10 protein-coding genes are annotated in these 14,588 nt (G+C 51.0%); 5 read left to right on the top strand and 5 right to left on the bottom strand.

All coding sequences use genetic code 11. The features are described from left to right. Nucleotide 1 precedes the first annotated feature (1 nt). The 4 genes from J7619_RS18475 (at nucleotide 2) to J7619_RS18460 (ending at nucleotide 9,188) form a co-directional block, all read left to right on the top strand. Nucleotides 2-2,623 carry an ABC transporter permease gene (locus J7619_RS18475; protein ID WP_291201742.1) on the top strand — a complete coding sequence of 874 codons (2,622 nt, stop codon included), beginning with the start codon at nucleotides 2-4 and terminating at the stop codon, nucleotides 2,621-2,623. Then, nucleotides 2,616-5,246, top strand: a complete 2,631-nt coding sequence (locus tag J7619_RS18470; RefSeq protein ID WP_291201739.1) for an ABC transporter permease — start codon at nucleotides 2,616-2,618, stop codon at nucleotides 5,244-5,246. Before J7619_RS18475 ends, J7619_RS18470 begins: the two co-directional genes overlap by 8 nt. Next, a complete protein-coding gene (locus J7619_RS18465) occupies nucleotides 5,239-7,935 on the top strand; it encodes an ABC transporter permease (RefSeq protein WP_291201736.1) in 2,697 nt (898 codons plus the stop codon). Before J7619_RS18470 ends, J7619_RS18465 begins: the two co-directional genes overlap by 8 nt. Nucleotides 7,936-8,291: 356 nt before the next feature. After that, nucleotides 8,292-9,188 carry a Nif3-like dinuclear metal center hexameric protein gene (locus tag J7619_RS18460; RefSeq protein ID WP_291201733.1) on the top strand — a complete coding sequence of 299 codons (897 nt, stop codon included), beginning with the start codon at nucleotides 8,292-8,294 and terminating at the stop codon, nucleotides 9,186-9,188. On the opposite strand, the gene J7619_RS18455 is transcribed toward J7619_RS18460, so the two are convergent. The 5 genes from J7619_RS18455 to J7619_RS18435 all read right to left on the bottom strand — a co-directional run bounded on the left by J7619_RS18455 (nucleotide 9,185) and on the right by J7619_RS18435 (nucleotide 13,400). Continuing rightward, nucleotides 9,185-10,186 carry a nucleotidyl transferase AbiEii/AbiGii toxin family protein gene (locus tag J7619_RS18455; RefSeq protein ID WP_291201730.1) on the bottom strand — a complete coding sequence of 334 codons (1,002 nt, stop codon included), beginning with the start codon at nucleotides 10,184-10,186 and terminating at the stop codon, nucleotides 9,185-9,187. The two genes, J7619_RS18460 and J7619_RS18455, sit on opposite strands and share 4 nt — an antisense overlap. 27 nt (nucleotides 10,187-10,213) lie before the next feature. Further along, nucleotides 10,214-10,801, bottom strand: coding sequence for an AbiEi antitoxin N-terminal domain-containing protein (locus J7619_RS18450; RefSeq protein ID WP_291201727.1), 588 nt, complete (start codon nucleotides 10,799-10,801; stop codon nucleotides 10,214-10,216). A gap of 69 nt (nucleotides 10,802-10,870) precedes the next feature. Continuing rightward, nucleotides 10,871-11,119, bottom strand: a complete 249-nt coding sequence (locus J7619_RS18445) for a hypothetical protein (RefSeq protein ID WP_291201724.1) — start codon at nucleotides 11,117-11,119, stop codon at nucleotides 10,871-10,873. A gap of 336 nt (nucleotides 11,120-11,455) precedes the next feature. Beyond that, the gene (fdhA, locus tag J7619_RS18440; protein WP_291201721.1) at nucleotides 11,456-12,643 is read right to left on the bottom strand and encodes a formaldehyde dehydrogenase, glutathione-independent; all 1,188 of its coding nucleotides are present in this window, start codon (nucleotides 12,641-12,643) and stop codon (nucleotides 11,456-11,458) included. 178 nt (nucleotides 12,644-12,821) lie between these two features. Then, nucleotides 12,822-13,400, bottom strand: a complete 579-nt coding sequence (locus J7619_RS18435; RefSeq protein ID WP_291201719.1) for an O-methyltransferase — start codon at nucleotides 13,398-13,400, stop codon at nucleotides 12,822-12,824. Between the two features lie 170 nt (nucleotides 13,401-13,570). Here J7619_RS18435 and J7619_RS18430 point away from each other — a divergent pair, with 170 nt between their 5' ends. Then, complete coding sequence (locus J7619_RS18430) at nucleotides 13,571-14,584, top strand: ScyD/ScyE family protein (RefSeq protein WP_291201716.1); 1,014 nt, start codon at nucleotides 13,571-13,573, stop codon at nucleotides 14,582-14,584. Nucleotides 14,585-14,588: the final 4 nt, after the last annotated feature.

The raw sequence follows: 14,588 nt of genomic DNA, 5'->3' as shown, positions 1-14,588 counted from the left end.
CATGAAGCCTCCCTATCCTCCCCGATGGGCCAGTCGGCTCATGCATTGGTTCTGCGCATCGCATTTGGTCAACGACCTGGAAGGCGACCTGCTGGAACTCTTCGCGCAGCGCGTCCGTACACACGGGCCGCGTGAGGCGCGCAGGCGTTACGTACGCGACGTATTTTCGCTGATGCGGCCTTTCGTGATCAAAGAAAAACCTGAAAAATATCCGCAACCCACATTCGCACATCCCGCCATGATCCGCAACTATTTCAAAATCGCTTTCCGCAATCTGGCAAAGCACAAGATGTTCTCCTTCATTAATGTGCTGGGGTTGTCGGCAGGAATGACAGCCTGCTTCCTCATTGCATTGTATGTGCATTTCGAACTGACTTATGATGCTTTCAACAAGAAGGCCGACCGGATTTACAGGCTCTCCGCCGATATTCAATCGTCGGCGGGTACTTTACAATACAGCATCACGTCCTGGCCATTCGGCCCGAACCTGCAAAGCGATTTCCCCGAAATAGAAGCTTTTACCCGCATTAGCAAAGAGAATTACCTCTTCCGGAAAGGCGATATCAAGTTTAATGAAGAAAAAACAGTACTGGCCGATTCATCGATTTTCCGGGTATTTGACCTGAAACTGCTGCAAGGAAATCCTCAAACTGCGTTGAAAGCACCATTCAGCGTGGTACTGACGGAAAGCGCCGCCCAAAAGTACTTCGGAGAGCGGGACGCTATGGGCCAGACGCTCCTGATTGGCGATAATGGAGATGCTGCTCAGGTAACCGGCATTATGCAGGAACCGCCGGTGAATTCGCAATTAAGCGGCGAAGTCTTCCTTTCCATGACCACCCACACCCGCCATTACAACACGGCCGTGAATGAGGAATGGGGCAATTTTGGAACCACCACCTACCTGCTTTTGAAGAAGGGGGCTGATCCGGTCGCTCTTTCACGAAAATTCCCCGCATTCCTGCAAAACCACATGGGACGGCTCCTGCAACAAGAAAACATTTCGCTAACGCTGCTTCTGGACCCGCTGCTGGATATTTATCTTTATTCCAAGCGGGAAGCCGATCAGTCAGGCAGCATCACCAACATTTATACTTTCGCCATCATCGCGGTATTTATTCTGATCATCGCTTGTATCAACTTCGTTAACCTGACCACGGCGCGGTCGCTCGAACGTGCCCGGGAGGTAGGCGTGCGCAAGGCGGTTGGTGCAGGACGGTGGCTGCTTGCAAGGCAGTTTATCGCCGAATCGTTGCTGATGTCGTTTTTGAGTTTCACAGTTTCGCTGGTACTTTCGGCTGCATTTATTCCGCTGTTCAACGAGCTGTCGGGCAAGACGATCAGCAGCGGACTTGTTCAAGAGCCACGCTCCATGGCCATTTTATTTATAGCATCCATGGTCATCGGACTGGCTTCGGGCATTTACCCTGCGCTGGTACTGTCCTCGTTCGAGCCCGTCAAAGTCCTGAAAGGAAAATTTGCCATGACCGGCAGCGGGGCACTACTCCGAAAAAGCCTGGTTACCGCACAGTTTGCTATCTCGATCGCATTGATCATCGGCACACTGGTGGTGTATTCCCAGCTGGATTTCATGCGCAGCCACGAACTGGGTTTCGCCAAAGAGCAGACGGTCGTTATCCGGCCCGGCTCGGGAAATGCCCGCAATGCATTGAAGACCCTGTTGCAGAATTTGCAGGGGGTCAAATCTGTGGCTGCATCTTCTGCGGTTCCCGGCGGGGACAATTCACAGGCGCATTCGAAGCTCGAAAACAGCCGCGGCGAAATGCAGATAGCCACGCTGGACGTTTACCGTGTCGATTTTGATTTTATTCCTCAATATGGCCTGAAAGTAGTGGCGGGCAGGCCATTTTCGAAAGAATTCACCTCCGATAGCACCAAAGCGCTGGTCATCAACGAAGCGACCGTGAAACTACTGGGGTACCAATCCGCGCAGGAAGCCATTGGAAAAAAATTTAATCAGTGGGACCGTGAAGGTACAATTATCGGCGTGGTGAAAGACTTTAATTTCAAATCGTTAAAGGAAAATGTCAAACCGCTTACATTCCGCCTGCTCGATCCCTGGAACAGCGACTTGCTGTCAATCAAAATGAATGGTGGCAATGTAAAAGCGACACTGGAAGCCATCGAAACGCAATGGAAGACCCTGTTCCCTGACCGGCCTTTCAGCTATTATTTCCTCGACGAGTTTTACGATCGCCAATACCGCGCCGACGAGCGTTTTGAAGCGCTTTTCCTGAATTTTGCCGTGTTGGCGATCTTCATTTCCTGCCTGGGGTTGCTAGGCCTTGCCTCCTATTCCACCATTCAGCGTACCAAAGAAATTGGCGTCAGGAAGGTGATGGGCGCTTCTGCGGCCAGCATAGTGGGCTTGTTAACCAAGGATTTCCTGCAACTGGTAGGCCTTGCGTTTCTGATCGCCGCACCTCTGGCGTGGTTTGCGATGCACCGCTGGCTGGAAGGTTTTGCCTATAAAACAAATATACCCCTGTGGATTTTTGGCGTGGCTGCATTGCTTTCCGCGTTGGTTGCCCTGGCGACGATCAGTTTTCAAAGCATTCGCGCCGCGTTCATGAACCCTGTCAAAAGTCTTCGCAGTGAATAAATTGCCCAACACCCAACCGCCCCGCTGGCCGGGCCGACTGCTGCGGCTATTCTGCGCTTCGCATTTGGTAAACGAGCTGGAAGGCGATTTGCTGGAACTCTTCGCGCAGCGCGTCCGTACACACGGGCCGCGTGAGGCGCGCAGGCGTTACGTACGCGACGTATTTTCGCTGATGCGGCCTTTCTTGATCAAAGAAAAACCTGAAAAATATCCGCAATCCACATTCACACATCCGGCCATGATCCGCAATTATTTCAAAATCGCTTTCCGCAACCTGGCAAAGCACAAGATGTTCTCCTTTATTAATGTGCTGGGGTTGTCGGCGGGAATGACAGCCTGCTTCCTTATCGCATTGTACGTGCATTTCGAGTTGACTTACGATGCTTTCAACAACAAGGCTGACCGCATTTACAGGGTTGCGACCGATGTAAAAACCAACTCCGAAACGCTGCACTACGCCATTAGTCCCTGGGCAATGGCGTCCAGTATGCAAAACGAATTCCCGGAAGTGGAGGCATTTGCCCGCGTGCAAAAAGAAGAGACCTTGTTTCGCAAAGGCGACCTGAAATTCCAGGAAGAAAACACAGTATTGGCGGATTCTACGCTGTTTGGGGTTTTTGATCTGAAATTATTAAAAGGGAATCCCAAAACTGCCCTGACAGCACCGTTAAGCCTGGTCTTGACCGAAACTTCCGCCCGGAAATATTTCGGCGATAGCGATCCGTTAGGCCAGACCCTGCTTTGGAGCGACAAAGGAGAACCGGCCTTAATCACGGGTGTCATGCAGGACCCGCCTGTAAATTCACAAATCAAAGGTGATATTTTCGTTTCCATGAGCACCTACACGGCACATCAGGACAAAAATATTGAGAGCCAATGGGGCAGTTTCGGCGCTGTTGCATTCGTTTTGCTCAAACCTGGTACGGATCCTGCCGCAATAGCCAGGAAATTCCCGGCATTTGTTCAAAGCCATGCAGGCAAGCTAATGGCCGAGCAGCAGATGCAAATCGGCTTGGTCCTCGAACCGCTAAAGGATATTTATCTGCATTCGACGCGGCCGGCCGAAGAGTCGGGTAGTATTGATAATGTTTATATTTTCAGTGCAGTCGCGCTATTTATCATGCTCATTGCCTGCATCAATTTCATAAACCTCACCACCGCACGGTCGGTCGAGCGGGCGCGGGAAGTAGGCGTACGCAAGGCTGTTGGAGCTGCCAAAAGTACGTTGGCAGGGCAGTTCCTCGCAGAATCTGTGCTCATGTGCATGATCGCATTTGTTTTATCCGTCGCGGTATCTGCCGCATTATTGCCCTTATTCAACGAGTTGGCCGGTAAACAGATCAGCAAAGGCATTGTTTATGAAATACCCTGGGTCGGGGCCGAATTCGCCGCCACATGGCTGATCGGACTGCTCGCTGGTATTTATCCGGCATTTGTGCTCTCTTCCTTTGAGCCTGTCAGGGTCCTGAAAGGGCGTTTTACAACGAGTTTAAAGGGTATAATGCTCCGAAAAGGATTGGTGACTGTACAGTTTTCCATTTCCATTATGATGATCATCACGACTATCGTCGTCTACACGCAGCTGGATTTCATGCGCAGCCATGACCTGGGTTTCTCCAAGGATCAAACGCTTGTTATTCAAGCAGGAACTGGCCGCGCACGCGATGCTTTTGAAGCTTCTATTCTGAATTTTGCAGGCGTAAAGTCGGCGGCAGCTTCTTCGGCAGTGCCCGGCGGCTGGAACCCGCAAGCCTATTCAAAAATAGAAAGCAGCAGTGGCGAAATGCAGGCAGGCAATCTGGATGTTTACCGGGTCGATTTCGATTTTGTTGAACAATATGGATTAAAAGTCGTAGCCGGACGGGCATTTTCAAAACAGTTCAGCTCCGACAGCACCGGCTCACTGATGATCAATGAAGCAGCGGCGAAAGTACTTGGCTATCATTCGCCCCGGGAGGCCATTGGCAAAAAGTTCGACCAATGGGGCCGGCAGGGGACGATCATTGGAGTGGTGAAGGATTTCCATTTTAAATCGTTACAGGAAAATATCAAACCGCTGACCTTCCGTTTAATCGATTTTTGGAATGGCAATCTGCTTTCGGTCAAAATCGATGGCGGCAATGTGAAGCAGACGGTTTCGGGCATTGAAAACCAATGGAAAAGGGCTAACCCCGACAAACCGTTCACCTACTATTTCCTCGACGAGTTTTACGATCGCCAATACCGCGCCGACGAGCGTTTTGAAGCGCTTTTCCTCGGCTTTGCCGCATTGGCCATCTTCATTTCCTGCCTGGGGCTGCTAGGCCTTGCCTCCTACTCGACCATTCAACGTACCAAAGAGATTGGCGTGAGAAAAGTAATGGGCGCATCGGCAGCCAGCATTGTGGCATTGTTGTCCAAAGACTTTATTCAATTGGTGGGCATTGCATTCCTGATCGCCGCACCACTGGCATGGTTTGTCATGCACCATTGGTTGGAAAGTTTTGCCTACAAAACGGATATCCGCGCGTGGGTCTTCATTGCGGCAGCACTGCTTTCAACATCTGTTGCGTTGGCGACGATCAGTTTCCAGAGCATCCGCGCCGCATTGACGAACCCTGTCAAAAGTCTTCGTAGTGAATAAATTGCCCGACACCCAACCGCCCCGCTGGCCGGGCCGACTGCTGCGGCTATTCTGCGCTTCGCATTTGGTGCAGGAGCTGGAAGGCGACCTTCATGAGCTTTTCACGCAGCGTTTACGCACATATGGCGCGAAACACGCGCGTGCCCGCTACGTGCGCGATGTTTTCAGCATCGTCCGGCCTTTTGCATTCCGAAAAGAAGCATCGGAGTTCCCAAAAACATCTGTATTTCAACCTACCATGATTCGGAATTATTTTAAGATTGCCCTGCGTAACATGTGGAAAAACAAGGGTTTTTCCGCCTTGAACATTACCGGGCTGGTCGCCGGCATCACCGCCTGCCTGATGATCCTGCAATACGTAAGCTTCGAGCTGAGCTTCGACAGGTTTAACAACGACTTCGGGCGTATTTACCGGGTTACCAATGACCGCTTCCAGCAGGGTAAACTGATCCAGCACGGTACTATTACCTATCCCGCCGTTGCGGCTGCAATGGCCAGCGATTTCAACGAAGTCGAAACCTACACCACCGTGGCCAATCCGGGTACATTCAACTTGCAAAAGGATAGCCGCATATTCGCAGAAAACGGCGCTTATGCCGACGAGCGTTTTTTATCGTTTTTCACATTTCCGCTGGTGGCGGGCGACTACAAAACCGCTTTGAAAGCCCCCTATTCCATTGTCATTTCGGAAACCAATGCCAAACGAATTTTCAATGCGAGTCCGGCCGATTATACGGCCCTGCTCGGTAAATCCATTGTCGTAGACCTGGATACTAAGCCCTACCAGATTACCGGCGTTATGAAGGACTTTCCAGCTACCTCCCATTTACAATATGGTGCATTGATGTCCTTCGAAACGCTCCCTCAAACCTGGGGCGAGTGGATCAGGAACAGCTGGGAAAGCTCCGACGTATGGCATTACCTCAAACTCCGGCCCGGCTCGGATGTTGTGGCACTGGAGAAAAAACTGCCTGCATTCAGCGACCGGCATTTCCATGGTAGCAAGGTCTCAGGCAGCGTGGAGCAGTTTTTTCTGCAACCGCTTGGCAAAGCACACCTCTTTTCGAATTATGAATATGAAATCGGGCAGGTTAATAATGGAAAAGCTGTCTGGACGATGCTCATTATCGCGACGTTTATTTTGCTTATTGCCTGGATCAATTATATCAACCTTGCCACCGCCCGCTCACTGGAACGCGCCCGCGAGGTAGGCGTGCGTAAGGTGGCCGGCGCAACCCGGGGCCAGCTTATCGGCCAGTTTATGTCCGAATCGGTGGTGCTGAATATCCTCGGCCTGACACTCGGCGTTGTGCTGACCTTATTACTGCAACCGCTGCTAAACAAACTGATTGAAAAACCATTGTCGTTTGCGCTGCTGACCGGCTCAGGGTTCGGCGGTCCGGTTTTTGCGCTTGCCGTGGCAGGGATTTTCCTATTGGGGATTCTGCTTTCAGGCTTTTATCCGGCATTCGCATTGTCTTCATTCAAAGCTGTACAGGTTTTGAAAGGATCTTTCAAACGCTCAGCCAAGGGCATCTGGGTGCGGCAATCGCTGGTGGTGTTCCAGTACACTGCTTCGATGGTACTCATTGTAGGTACATTCATTGTTTTTAAACAAATCCAATTCATGCGCGAAGAGAGGTTGGGGTTTGACATGGAGCAGGTACTCGTAGTGCGCGGCCCGGAGCTCACGCGTTGGGATTCCACCTCCATCGACCGCATTAACAGCTTTAAAACCGAGCTCGAACGCATCCCGTCGGTACAAATCGCCAGTGCTTCGGGAAGCGTGTTTGGCAACCGCCTGAGCCGCAGCTTCAATTTCCGGCGAGTGGGCTCTGATGCCCCCAAAGGCGTCACATTCAGCCGGATGGCCGTCGATGCCGACTTTTTTGAAGCCTACAAAATTCCGCTGCTCGCCGGCCGCAACTTCCTGCCTACCGACTCCAACCCAATAGGTAACAAAGTCACAAGCGCCATTCTGAACGAATCAGCAGCAAAATTACTGGGCTTCAAGGATGCAGCCGACGCTGCCGGGCAGAAGTTCCTATTCAACAACAGGGAGTGGGATATCATAGGTGTTGTAAGCGATTTTCACCAGCAATCCCTGAAACACAGCATCGAACCCATCGTGTTTGCACCTTTTTATACGTTGTCCGGATTTATTTCAGTGAAAATCAACGCCTCCAACCCCGTACAAAGCATTGCCATGGTGCACAAAAAGTACGACGAGTTTTTCCCGGGTAATAATTTCAATTACTTTTTCATGGACCAGCGCTTTGACGAACAGTACAAAGACGACCGTATTTTCGGCCAGATTTCCAGCTTCTTCTCAATGCTTGCCGTGCTGATCGCCTCGCTTGGCATCTTCGGGCTCTCATCGTACACCATCGCGCAACGCACCAAGGAAATAGGCGTCCGAAAAGTCCTGGGCGCCACCGTTTCGGGCATTGTAACGCTGCTTTCCAAAGATTTCCTGAAACTCGTGCTCCTTGCCGTCGTCATCGGCGCGCCCATCGCCTGGTACGGTGTAGACTTCTGGCTCAGTGATTTCGCCTACCGCATCGATATCGAATGGTGGATGTTTGTGATCGCCGCTGCTTTGTCGATCACTATCGCATTCGCGTCCGTAAGCTTCCAGAGCATTCGGGCAGCTCTGATGAATCCGGTGAAGTCACTCAGGAGTGAGTAGGCCGTCATAAGCGGTCAAGGGTGGTCAGCGGTTGTCAAGTATCAGGTGTTGTCAAGTGTGGTGAGGTGTTGTCAGAAATGGTCATTTATTGTTTTATATTGGGTGAAATCTATGTAACACCTGATCATTAATCCATTCCTAACAACACCTGACCATCTCTGACAATACTTGGCAACATCTGACCATCCCCGACAATACCTAACCATTCCTGACAACATCTGACCATCCCGACAATGCCTAACCATTCCTGACAACACCTGACAATACCTGACCATTCCTGACAACATCTGACCGTCCCGACAATACCTAACCATTCCTGACAACACCTGACAATACCTGACTATTCCCGACGTCCCATGACAACATCTGACCTCACAAACCGACGTAGCTTCCTGGCTCAGGCCGCGCTGTCCGCCGGTGCTTTCACATTGCTGACACCTGAAATGCTCTTCGGCGCAAGCCCGAAGGCATATACCGTCCAGCAGATCATCGACCTGATTCTCAAAGAAGGTAACCTGAAACCGATCCCGGACACCGTCGACACCATTAAATCCGGCAGTCCCGACCAAGCTGTGACCGGCATTGTTACCACGATGTTCGCCACGGCTACCGTCATCGAACAGGCCGCCAAACTGAAAGCCAACCTCATCATCGCTCACGAACCCACGTTCTACAACCACCGCGACGATACGGAATGGGTAAAAGGCAACGAAGTCGTGAAACAGAAACAGGCATTGCTTGAAAAGCATAAAATCGCCGTCTGGCGCTTCCACGATCACTGCCATTCCCTCAAACCGGATGCGATACGGTACGGCGTCGTGAAAAAAGCCGGCTGGACGCAGTACTATAAAAACGAATCTCCTGCATTGACTATCCCCCCGACCTCGCTTGGAGACCTCGTAAAGCACCTCAAAACCAGACTGGGCATCCAGAAACTCCGTGTGATCGGTGACCTGAGCCAATCCTGCTCCAAGCTCGCCATTATGCCCGGCGCGGCCGGTGGCCAACGGCAAGTATCGGTGGCCGTTGGCGAAAAGCCGGATGTACTCATCGTGGGCGAAACGCCCGAATGGGAAGGTGTCGAATATGCCCGTGACGGGCGGCTACTGGGCTCAAAAATGGCATTGATCGTGCTCGGTCACGCCGTGAGCGAAGAGCCGGGAATGGAGTATTTTGTGGAGTGGTTACAGCCGAAGATTTCGGGGATTAAAGTGACGCACGTGGCGTCCGGGGATCCTTTTGTGTGGATTTAATTGATAATTCTAATGCGCTCTTCGAGCTCTTTTAACCTCTGAATCAACTTTAAAAAGGGAAGCGACTGCCCGTAAATCATATTTTCCTGCATTGATCGGTAGTCTTTCTCCCAGCTTGTTATCACGTTCTCGCCCGGAATAAAGCAAATACTCCGGCGGGAATGTGAGTCGTAATCTACTCCCTTCACTGCATTAAACTTTCTGCGATGCTCGACGATCGTCCGGTACAGCGCGTGGTCAGACAATGCATTCAAGCCAAAATCTGTATCCATAATTCTTTCCAGATCGTACAAATGTCGCGACATACGATCATGTCTGATCTTATCTGCCGGTTTGCAGAACTCCTCATGCAGCAAGAACAACTTTTCAAGAAATGTACGCTCCGGCATCACCGACAGCACATCAAAGGTCCTGCCCGCAATGGTCTTTTCGCCCAGCACCTGACTGATTATTGACGTAATCGGCGTCGGCATTGCAGGCTCCCGAAGCGACCGCGCACCAATTTCGATCAGTACTTCATTTCTCAAATAAACCCCGATCTCAAGATCCGATCGATAACGCAAATGTAAAATCTGCGGATCACGATCTGAATCTTCGGAGAACGCGGCGTCCAGCGAGAATGCATCGCTTGTAACACCTATTTCGCTAATCTGGTTATGGATTGCATCCCTGAAAGCACACGAAATAAATGCGCACGAAGCCCTCCGAAGTTTGGCGATCTGGGTTCTACTTAACTCGCCTTCAAAACCCAATGCGGATCGGTCAAGCACCAGATCAATATCTTCCGAAAAGCGTTCGATCAACCCCCAGGATTTGCTGAGCGAAGTACCGCCTTTGAAAACCAAGTGCTGTGCAAATGGAGTTCTGAATATGGCGAAAAGTGCTAGGGTGACCCACCAATCCTTTTCAACAGTTTGTGGGGGTAGTTTGGTCGCTTGACTGACAAAGTCAAGGATTTCTACACGGCGTGTCAGCGACGCCTTCAGCCGTTCATTCATAATATGTGTGTGTTAATAAATGAAAAACTATTTTAAAAGCTTGGCAATCCAGGTTGGCGCAAGTTTCAGATCATGCCGAATAACCCTCTCATCTTCACGTTGTAATAATTCTTTAACACGCTTCAAATCTCTTTCGGTAACACGATCTTGCCCACGTTCCCGCAAAGCCTGCACAACAAGCATGGTGAGATACCCTTTAAATGCTACCCGTTTAGCAGTTGTAGCCTTAAAGACAACGGTTTGCATCCCAATTTTCAATTTTCTCGGCGCTCCGTCGGTCAGGTATACTAAATTCATCGCTACCTGCGTAGACAACCCTACCAGATTCAAAGCAGCGGGCCCGGTGGGAATAATTCGCACGTGATCGCGACGGGCTATGTGCTTCACAATAGTCTCGGCTGAGGGATAAAGTACCCCAAAATCAGGATCCGTCTTAGGATAAAGATAGATCCCCTGCGCCAGCCGTTCCAGTACTCCTTCTTGCACTAACCGTGACAACGCCTTTCTGGTAGCAGTATCCCCTCCCAAGTCAGCAAATTCACTTGTCAAAAATACTCTTCCGCGCTTTGTCTTAACAATTCTATTAAATACTTTATTATGAATTGATTGACTCATAAAATATCAATTTAATTATGTCACAAATTTAATAATTTTTTGTGACACAAATTTCATTCTCAAAACATTTTAACCGGCACTTCGTATCCGCTCGATTTTCTCGAAAAAGAGCAGCAAATCTTTAAATGTGAAAAAGGTATTGGCGATCTCCGGGCAATGACCCAGTTCTTTCTGCGCGAGCATGTAGCCGCTGAACATCGTCCAGAGCTCATCCGCCATACCATCGGCGCTATCGCTGCTTAGTAATGCATTGACCTCGCGCCCGTACGCAAGGAGCCTTGAATCGGAAGATTCAAAAGTTGTTGATGATGTTGTCATTCGCTTAGAATTTAAGGATGAATGATGAGCCCTGTTTTAGGTGTCCTAATGTCGCTAAGCGGACATCCAGGAGCTTTCGCTGGCCCGCACCATAACAGGGCATTTCTTGCAAGGTTTTTCATATCGACTTAGCATCTTAGGAAGCCCCATGTTAGAGAGAATTAGCAATGAATACAAGGCGGAACTATTAGGAAAAGGACGTCTTACTGGGATAAATGTGCAAACTGAATTGCTTAATGATCAAATGGCTTCACTAGCGAATAGCAGTGTTCTCAAAAACACAAAGCGGCTCCCGATCTCAAAATCCGGAGCCGCTTTGCATTTGATTTCAACTCATTAAACAATCATCCCATGCGGGTCAATTACAAACTTCTTCGCCGCGCCCTTGTCAAAATCCGCATAGCCTCTCGGCGCGTCCTGCAAGGTAATCACCTCCACATTCACGGCCTTGGCGATTTTGATTTTATCGTACAGGATCGCATTCATCAGGTTGCGATGGTATTTCATGACCGGGCATTGGCCGGTGTAGAACGAGTGCGATTTAGCCCAGCCAAGACCGATACGGATACTCAGGCTACCTTCCTTGGCCGCTGAGTCGCGGGCGCCGGGGTCGCCGGTAACGTAAAGGCCCGGAATACCGATAGCGCCGCCGGCGCGGGTGACAGCCATGGCGGTGTTCAGGACGGTAGCGGGACGCTCTTCGACGGCGTGGGTACCGTGCCCACGGGCTTCAAAGCCGACGCAATCGACGAAGCAATCCACTTCCGGCACACCGATGATTTCAGCGATTGCTTGCTCCAATGGCGTGTCCTTCGTCAGATCAATCACTTCGCAGCCGAAGCTCGCAGCCTGAGCCAGCCGTTCGGGGATCATATCGCCCACGATCACGACGGCTGCGCCGAGCAAGTGGCAGGAGGCTGCGCAAGCAAGTCCGACCGGACCGGCCCCCGCGACGTACACGATCGAGCCCGGCCCTACCCCCGCAGTGACGGCCCCGTGGAAGCCAGTCGGAAAAATATCGGAAAGCAGGGTTAGGTCCTTAATGTAGGCCATGCCCTGGTCTTTGTCGGGGAATTTAAGAAGGTTGAAGTCGGCATAAGGCACCATTACGTATTCGGCTTGCCCGCCTACCCAGCCGCCCATGTCCACATACCCGTACGCGGCGCCCGGGCGTGCAGGGTTCACGTTCAGGCAAATACCGGTTTTACCTTCCTTGCAATTGCGGCAGCGACCGCACGCAATATTAAAAGGCACCGACACCAGATCGCCGACCTTAATAAATTCAACATCCCTCCCGGCTTCGATCACAATGCCCGTGATCTCATGCCCGAGCACAAGCCCTGCAGGAGCTGTGGTACGCCCACGGACCATGTGTTGGTCACTGCCGCAAATGTTGGTAGAAACGATTTTCAGAATCACGCCGTGCTCGCATTTGCGGTCGCCCAACGCGAGCTTCGGGTACTCGATTTCCTGCACTTCGACCTCGCCGGGCCGGATGTAAGCTACTCCATGGTTTTGGCACATAAGCTAAGATTTAAGGGTTAGTACTAAATCTTTGATCATTACAAGATCATCTTACAATTATCAAAGTCAAGCGAACAGAACCCTTAATTTACTCCTACACAAACCACAAAAAGTTACAAATCACTCTCCGGTTGAGCCAGAGGGCGATTTCAGGAGATGATTGGGAGAACGGCGTTGATCAAAGCATAACGGCCAGAATGATGCCCGTCGCCCACACCTGTTTGGTCACAGACAGGTCCGAGCGGCCATCGAGATACTCGATGAGTTTCAACGCTTTCTGATCGTGCCCTTCCGGCCAGTTGGGCTGCGGGAGCATGTCGTCGATGATATAAAATGCGCCCGGGTTGAGCATGTTGAGCACCTCATCGAGCAAAAGGTATTTCCCATGCCAGGTGTCTGCAAAAATATAGTCGTATCGTTCGCCGAGATGCGTATGCACCCAGTCTTCGCCGTCGGTATGCACGAGCGTGAGGCGCGGGTCGCCACCGAGATGGTTTTCAGCGATTTCGAGAAATCGGGCATCGTTGTCGATCGACACAAGCGTGGAATGCGCATCCATGCCGTCCAGTATCCAGGCGGTGGACAGGCCCGTTCCCGTACCCAGTTCGAGGAACTTGCCGCCAGGCTTGGACGCCGCCAGGGTTTTAAGTAACGAGCAGGTGTAAATGTCGGAAGCCATTGTGAACCCCGAGGCCTTCGTAGCCTCGTCGATAGAAAGGTAAGCGGCCGGTAACGGCTGGCGAATGTCCTGATTCATGAGCGGTTTGGTGGTGGATTTATGGATCGCAAGTTACAAACTTTACCGCTTACTCAATTCCATTGACAATGACGCATTTATACAATAGTAAAGTAAGCCAAACTCCTACTTTTGCTCACAACTCCTACCATTGTTGCTATTCTGCACTGTTCACTCAAAACTCAACCGCGATGAAAAAGCATTTCCTCTCTTTAATTGCATTTGTATTGATGGCAGGCCTGGTCGCCATCGACGCCTGTACCGACCACGGTGAACCGGTTCCCGAACCTACCCAATTCAGTGTTTCTCCCTTTGTTAGCAGCCTGCGTGCGCCCATTGGAATGGTGATCGACGAGCAGGGGCGTTTCTGGGTCACCGAAGGCGGTACTGGCAACAACGACGGTGCACTGGTGATGATCACGCCCCAAGGTGCCAAAACTACGGTCGTTACCAATTTCACATCGGTTGTCAATCAGGGTAATGTAGAGGGTATCAGTCACTTGTATTATGACAACGGCACATTATACCTGCTCCACGGCGTGGAGGGTTTACTGTATGTGATAGATGTGGCCAGCGTACTGGCAGGTAGTTTACCCAAAGACAAGGCCACGCTAACTACCGAAAATATCAGGGCATTTGTGGCAACCAAAAACCTTACGTTTGACAATAACTCCAATGCATTTGCGCTTACCAAAGGGCCGGACGGGCACCTTTACATTGTCGATGCAGGGGCAAATGCCGTGATCAAACGGGATAAGAACAACCATATTCTGGACATGTTCACCACATTTCCGCCCATTGCGCCTAACAGGGACCCTGTTCCGACCGGCATCGTATTCGACGGTACTCACTTTGTGTTGAGCAGCCTCACCGGGTTTCCATTCTCGCCGGGCTCGGCAAATCTCTACAAAGTGAACACTGCGGGTGTGATGGTCCCTTACAAATCGGGCTTTACAACGCTTACCCACCTGGTGCTGACCGTCAACAACAAGCCGCTGCTGTTGCATTACGCCGATTTCACGATGCCTCCCGGCGGCCCGGGCAATCCTCCGGGTTTCAAACCCAATACTGGCTCGGTGTTGAACGAAGATGGAGCCGTATTGTTCAGCGGACTTGACAGACCAACCGATATCAAACGTTGGGGCGACCGCACCTTCTACGTCCTCAGCCTTGGCGACGGCACGATCAAAAAACTGGATTATTGATTAA

Source organism: Dyadobacter sp., from assembly GCF_017744695.1.
In the GTDB taxonomy this organism is placed as follows: Bacteria; Bacteroidota; Bacteroidia; order Cytophagales; family Spirosomataceae; genus Dyadobacter.
Note: the sequence above shows the minus strand (reverse complement) of the source record. Positions and strands in the feature narration are given on the sequence as shown.

Excerpts from the sequence above, each read along its gene's own strand:
- fdhA (WP_291201721.1), bottom strand. The coding sequence starts at position 12,643 with ATGTGCCAAAACCATGGAGTAGCTTACATCCGGCCCGGCGAGGTCGAA.
- J7619_RS18460 (WP_291201733.1), top strand. The coding sequence starts at position 8,292 with ATGACAACATCTGACCTCACAAACCGACGTAGCTTCCTGGCTCAGGCC.
- J7619_RS18475 (WP_291201742.1), top strand. The coding sequence starts at position 2 with ATGAAGCCTCCCTATCCTCCCCGATGGGCCAGTCGGCTCATGCATTGG.
- J7619_RS18445 (WP_291201724.1), bottom strand. The coding sequence starts at position 11,119 with ATGACAACATCATCAACAACTTTTGAATCTTCCGATTCAAGGCTCCTT.
- J7619_RS18450 (WP_291201727.1), bottom strand. The coding sequence starts at position 10,801 with ATGAGTCAATCAATTCATAATAAAGTATTTAATAGAATTGTTAAGACA.
- J7619_RS18430 (WP_291201716.1), top strand. The coding sequence starts at position 13,571 with ATGAAAAAGCATTTCCTCTCTTTAATTGCATTTGTATTGATGGCAGGC.
- J7619_RS18455 (WP_291201730.1), bottom strand. The coding sequence starts at position 10,186 with ATGAATGAACGGCTGAAGGCGTCGCTGACACGCCGTGTAGAAATCCTT.
- J7619_RS18435 (WP_291201719.1), bottom strand. The coding sequence starts at position 13,400 with ATGAATCAGGACATTCGCCAGCCGTTACCGGCCGCTTACCTTTCTATC.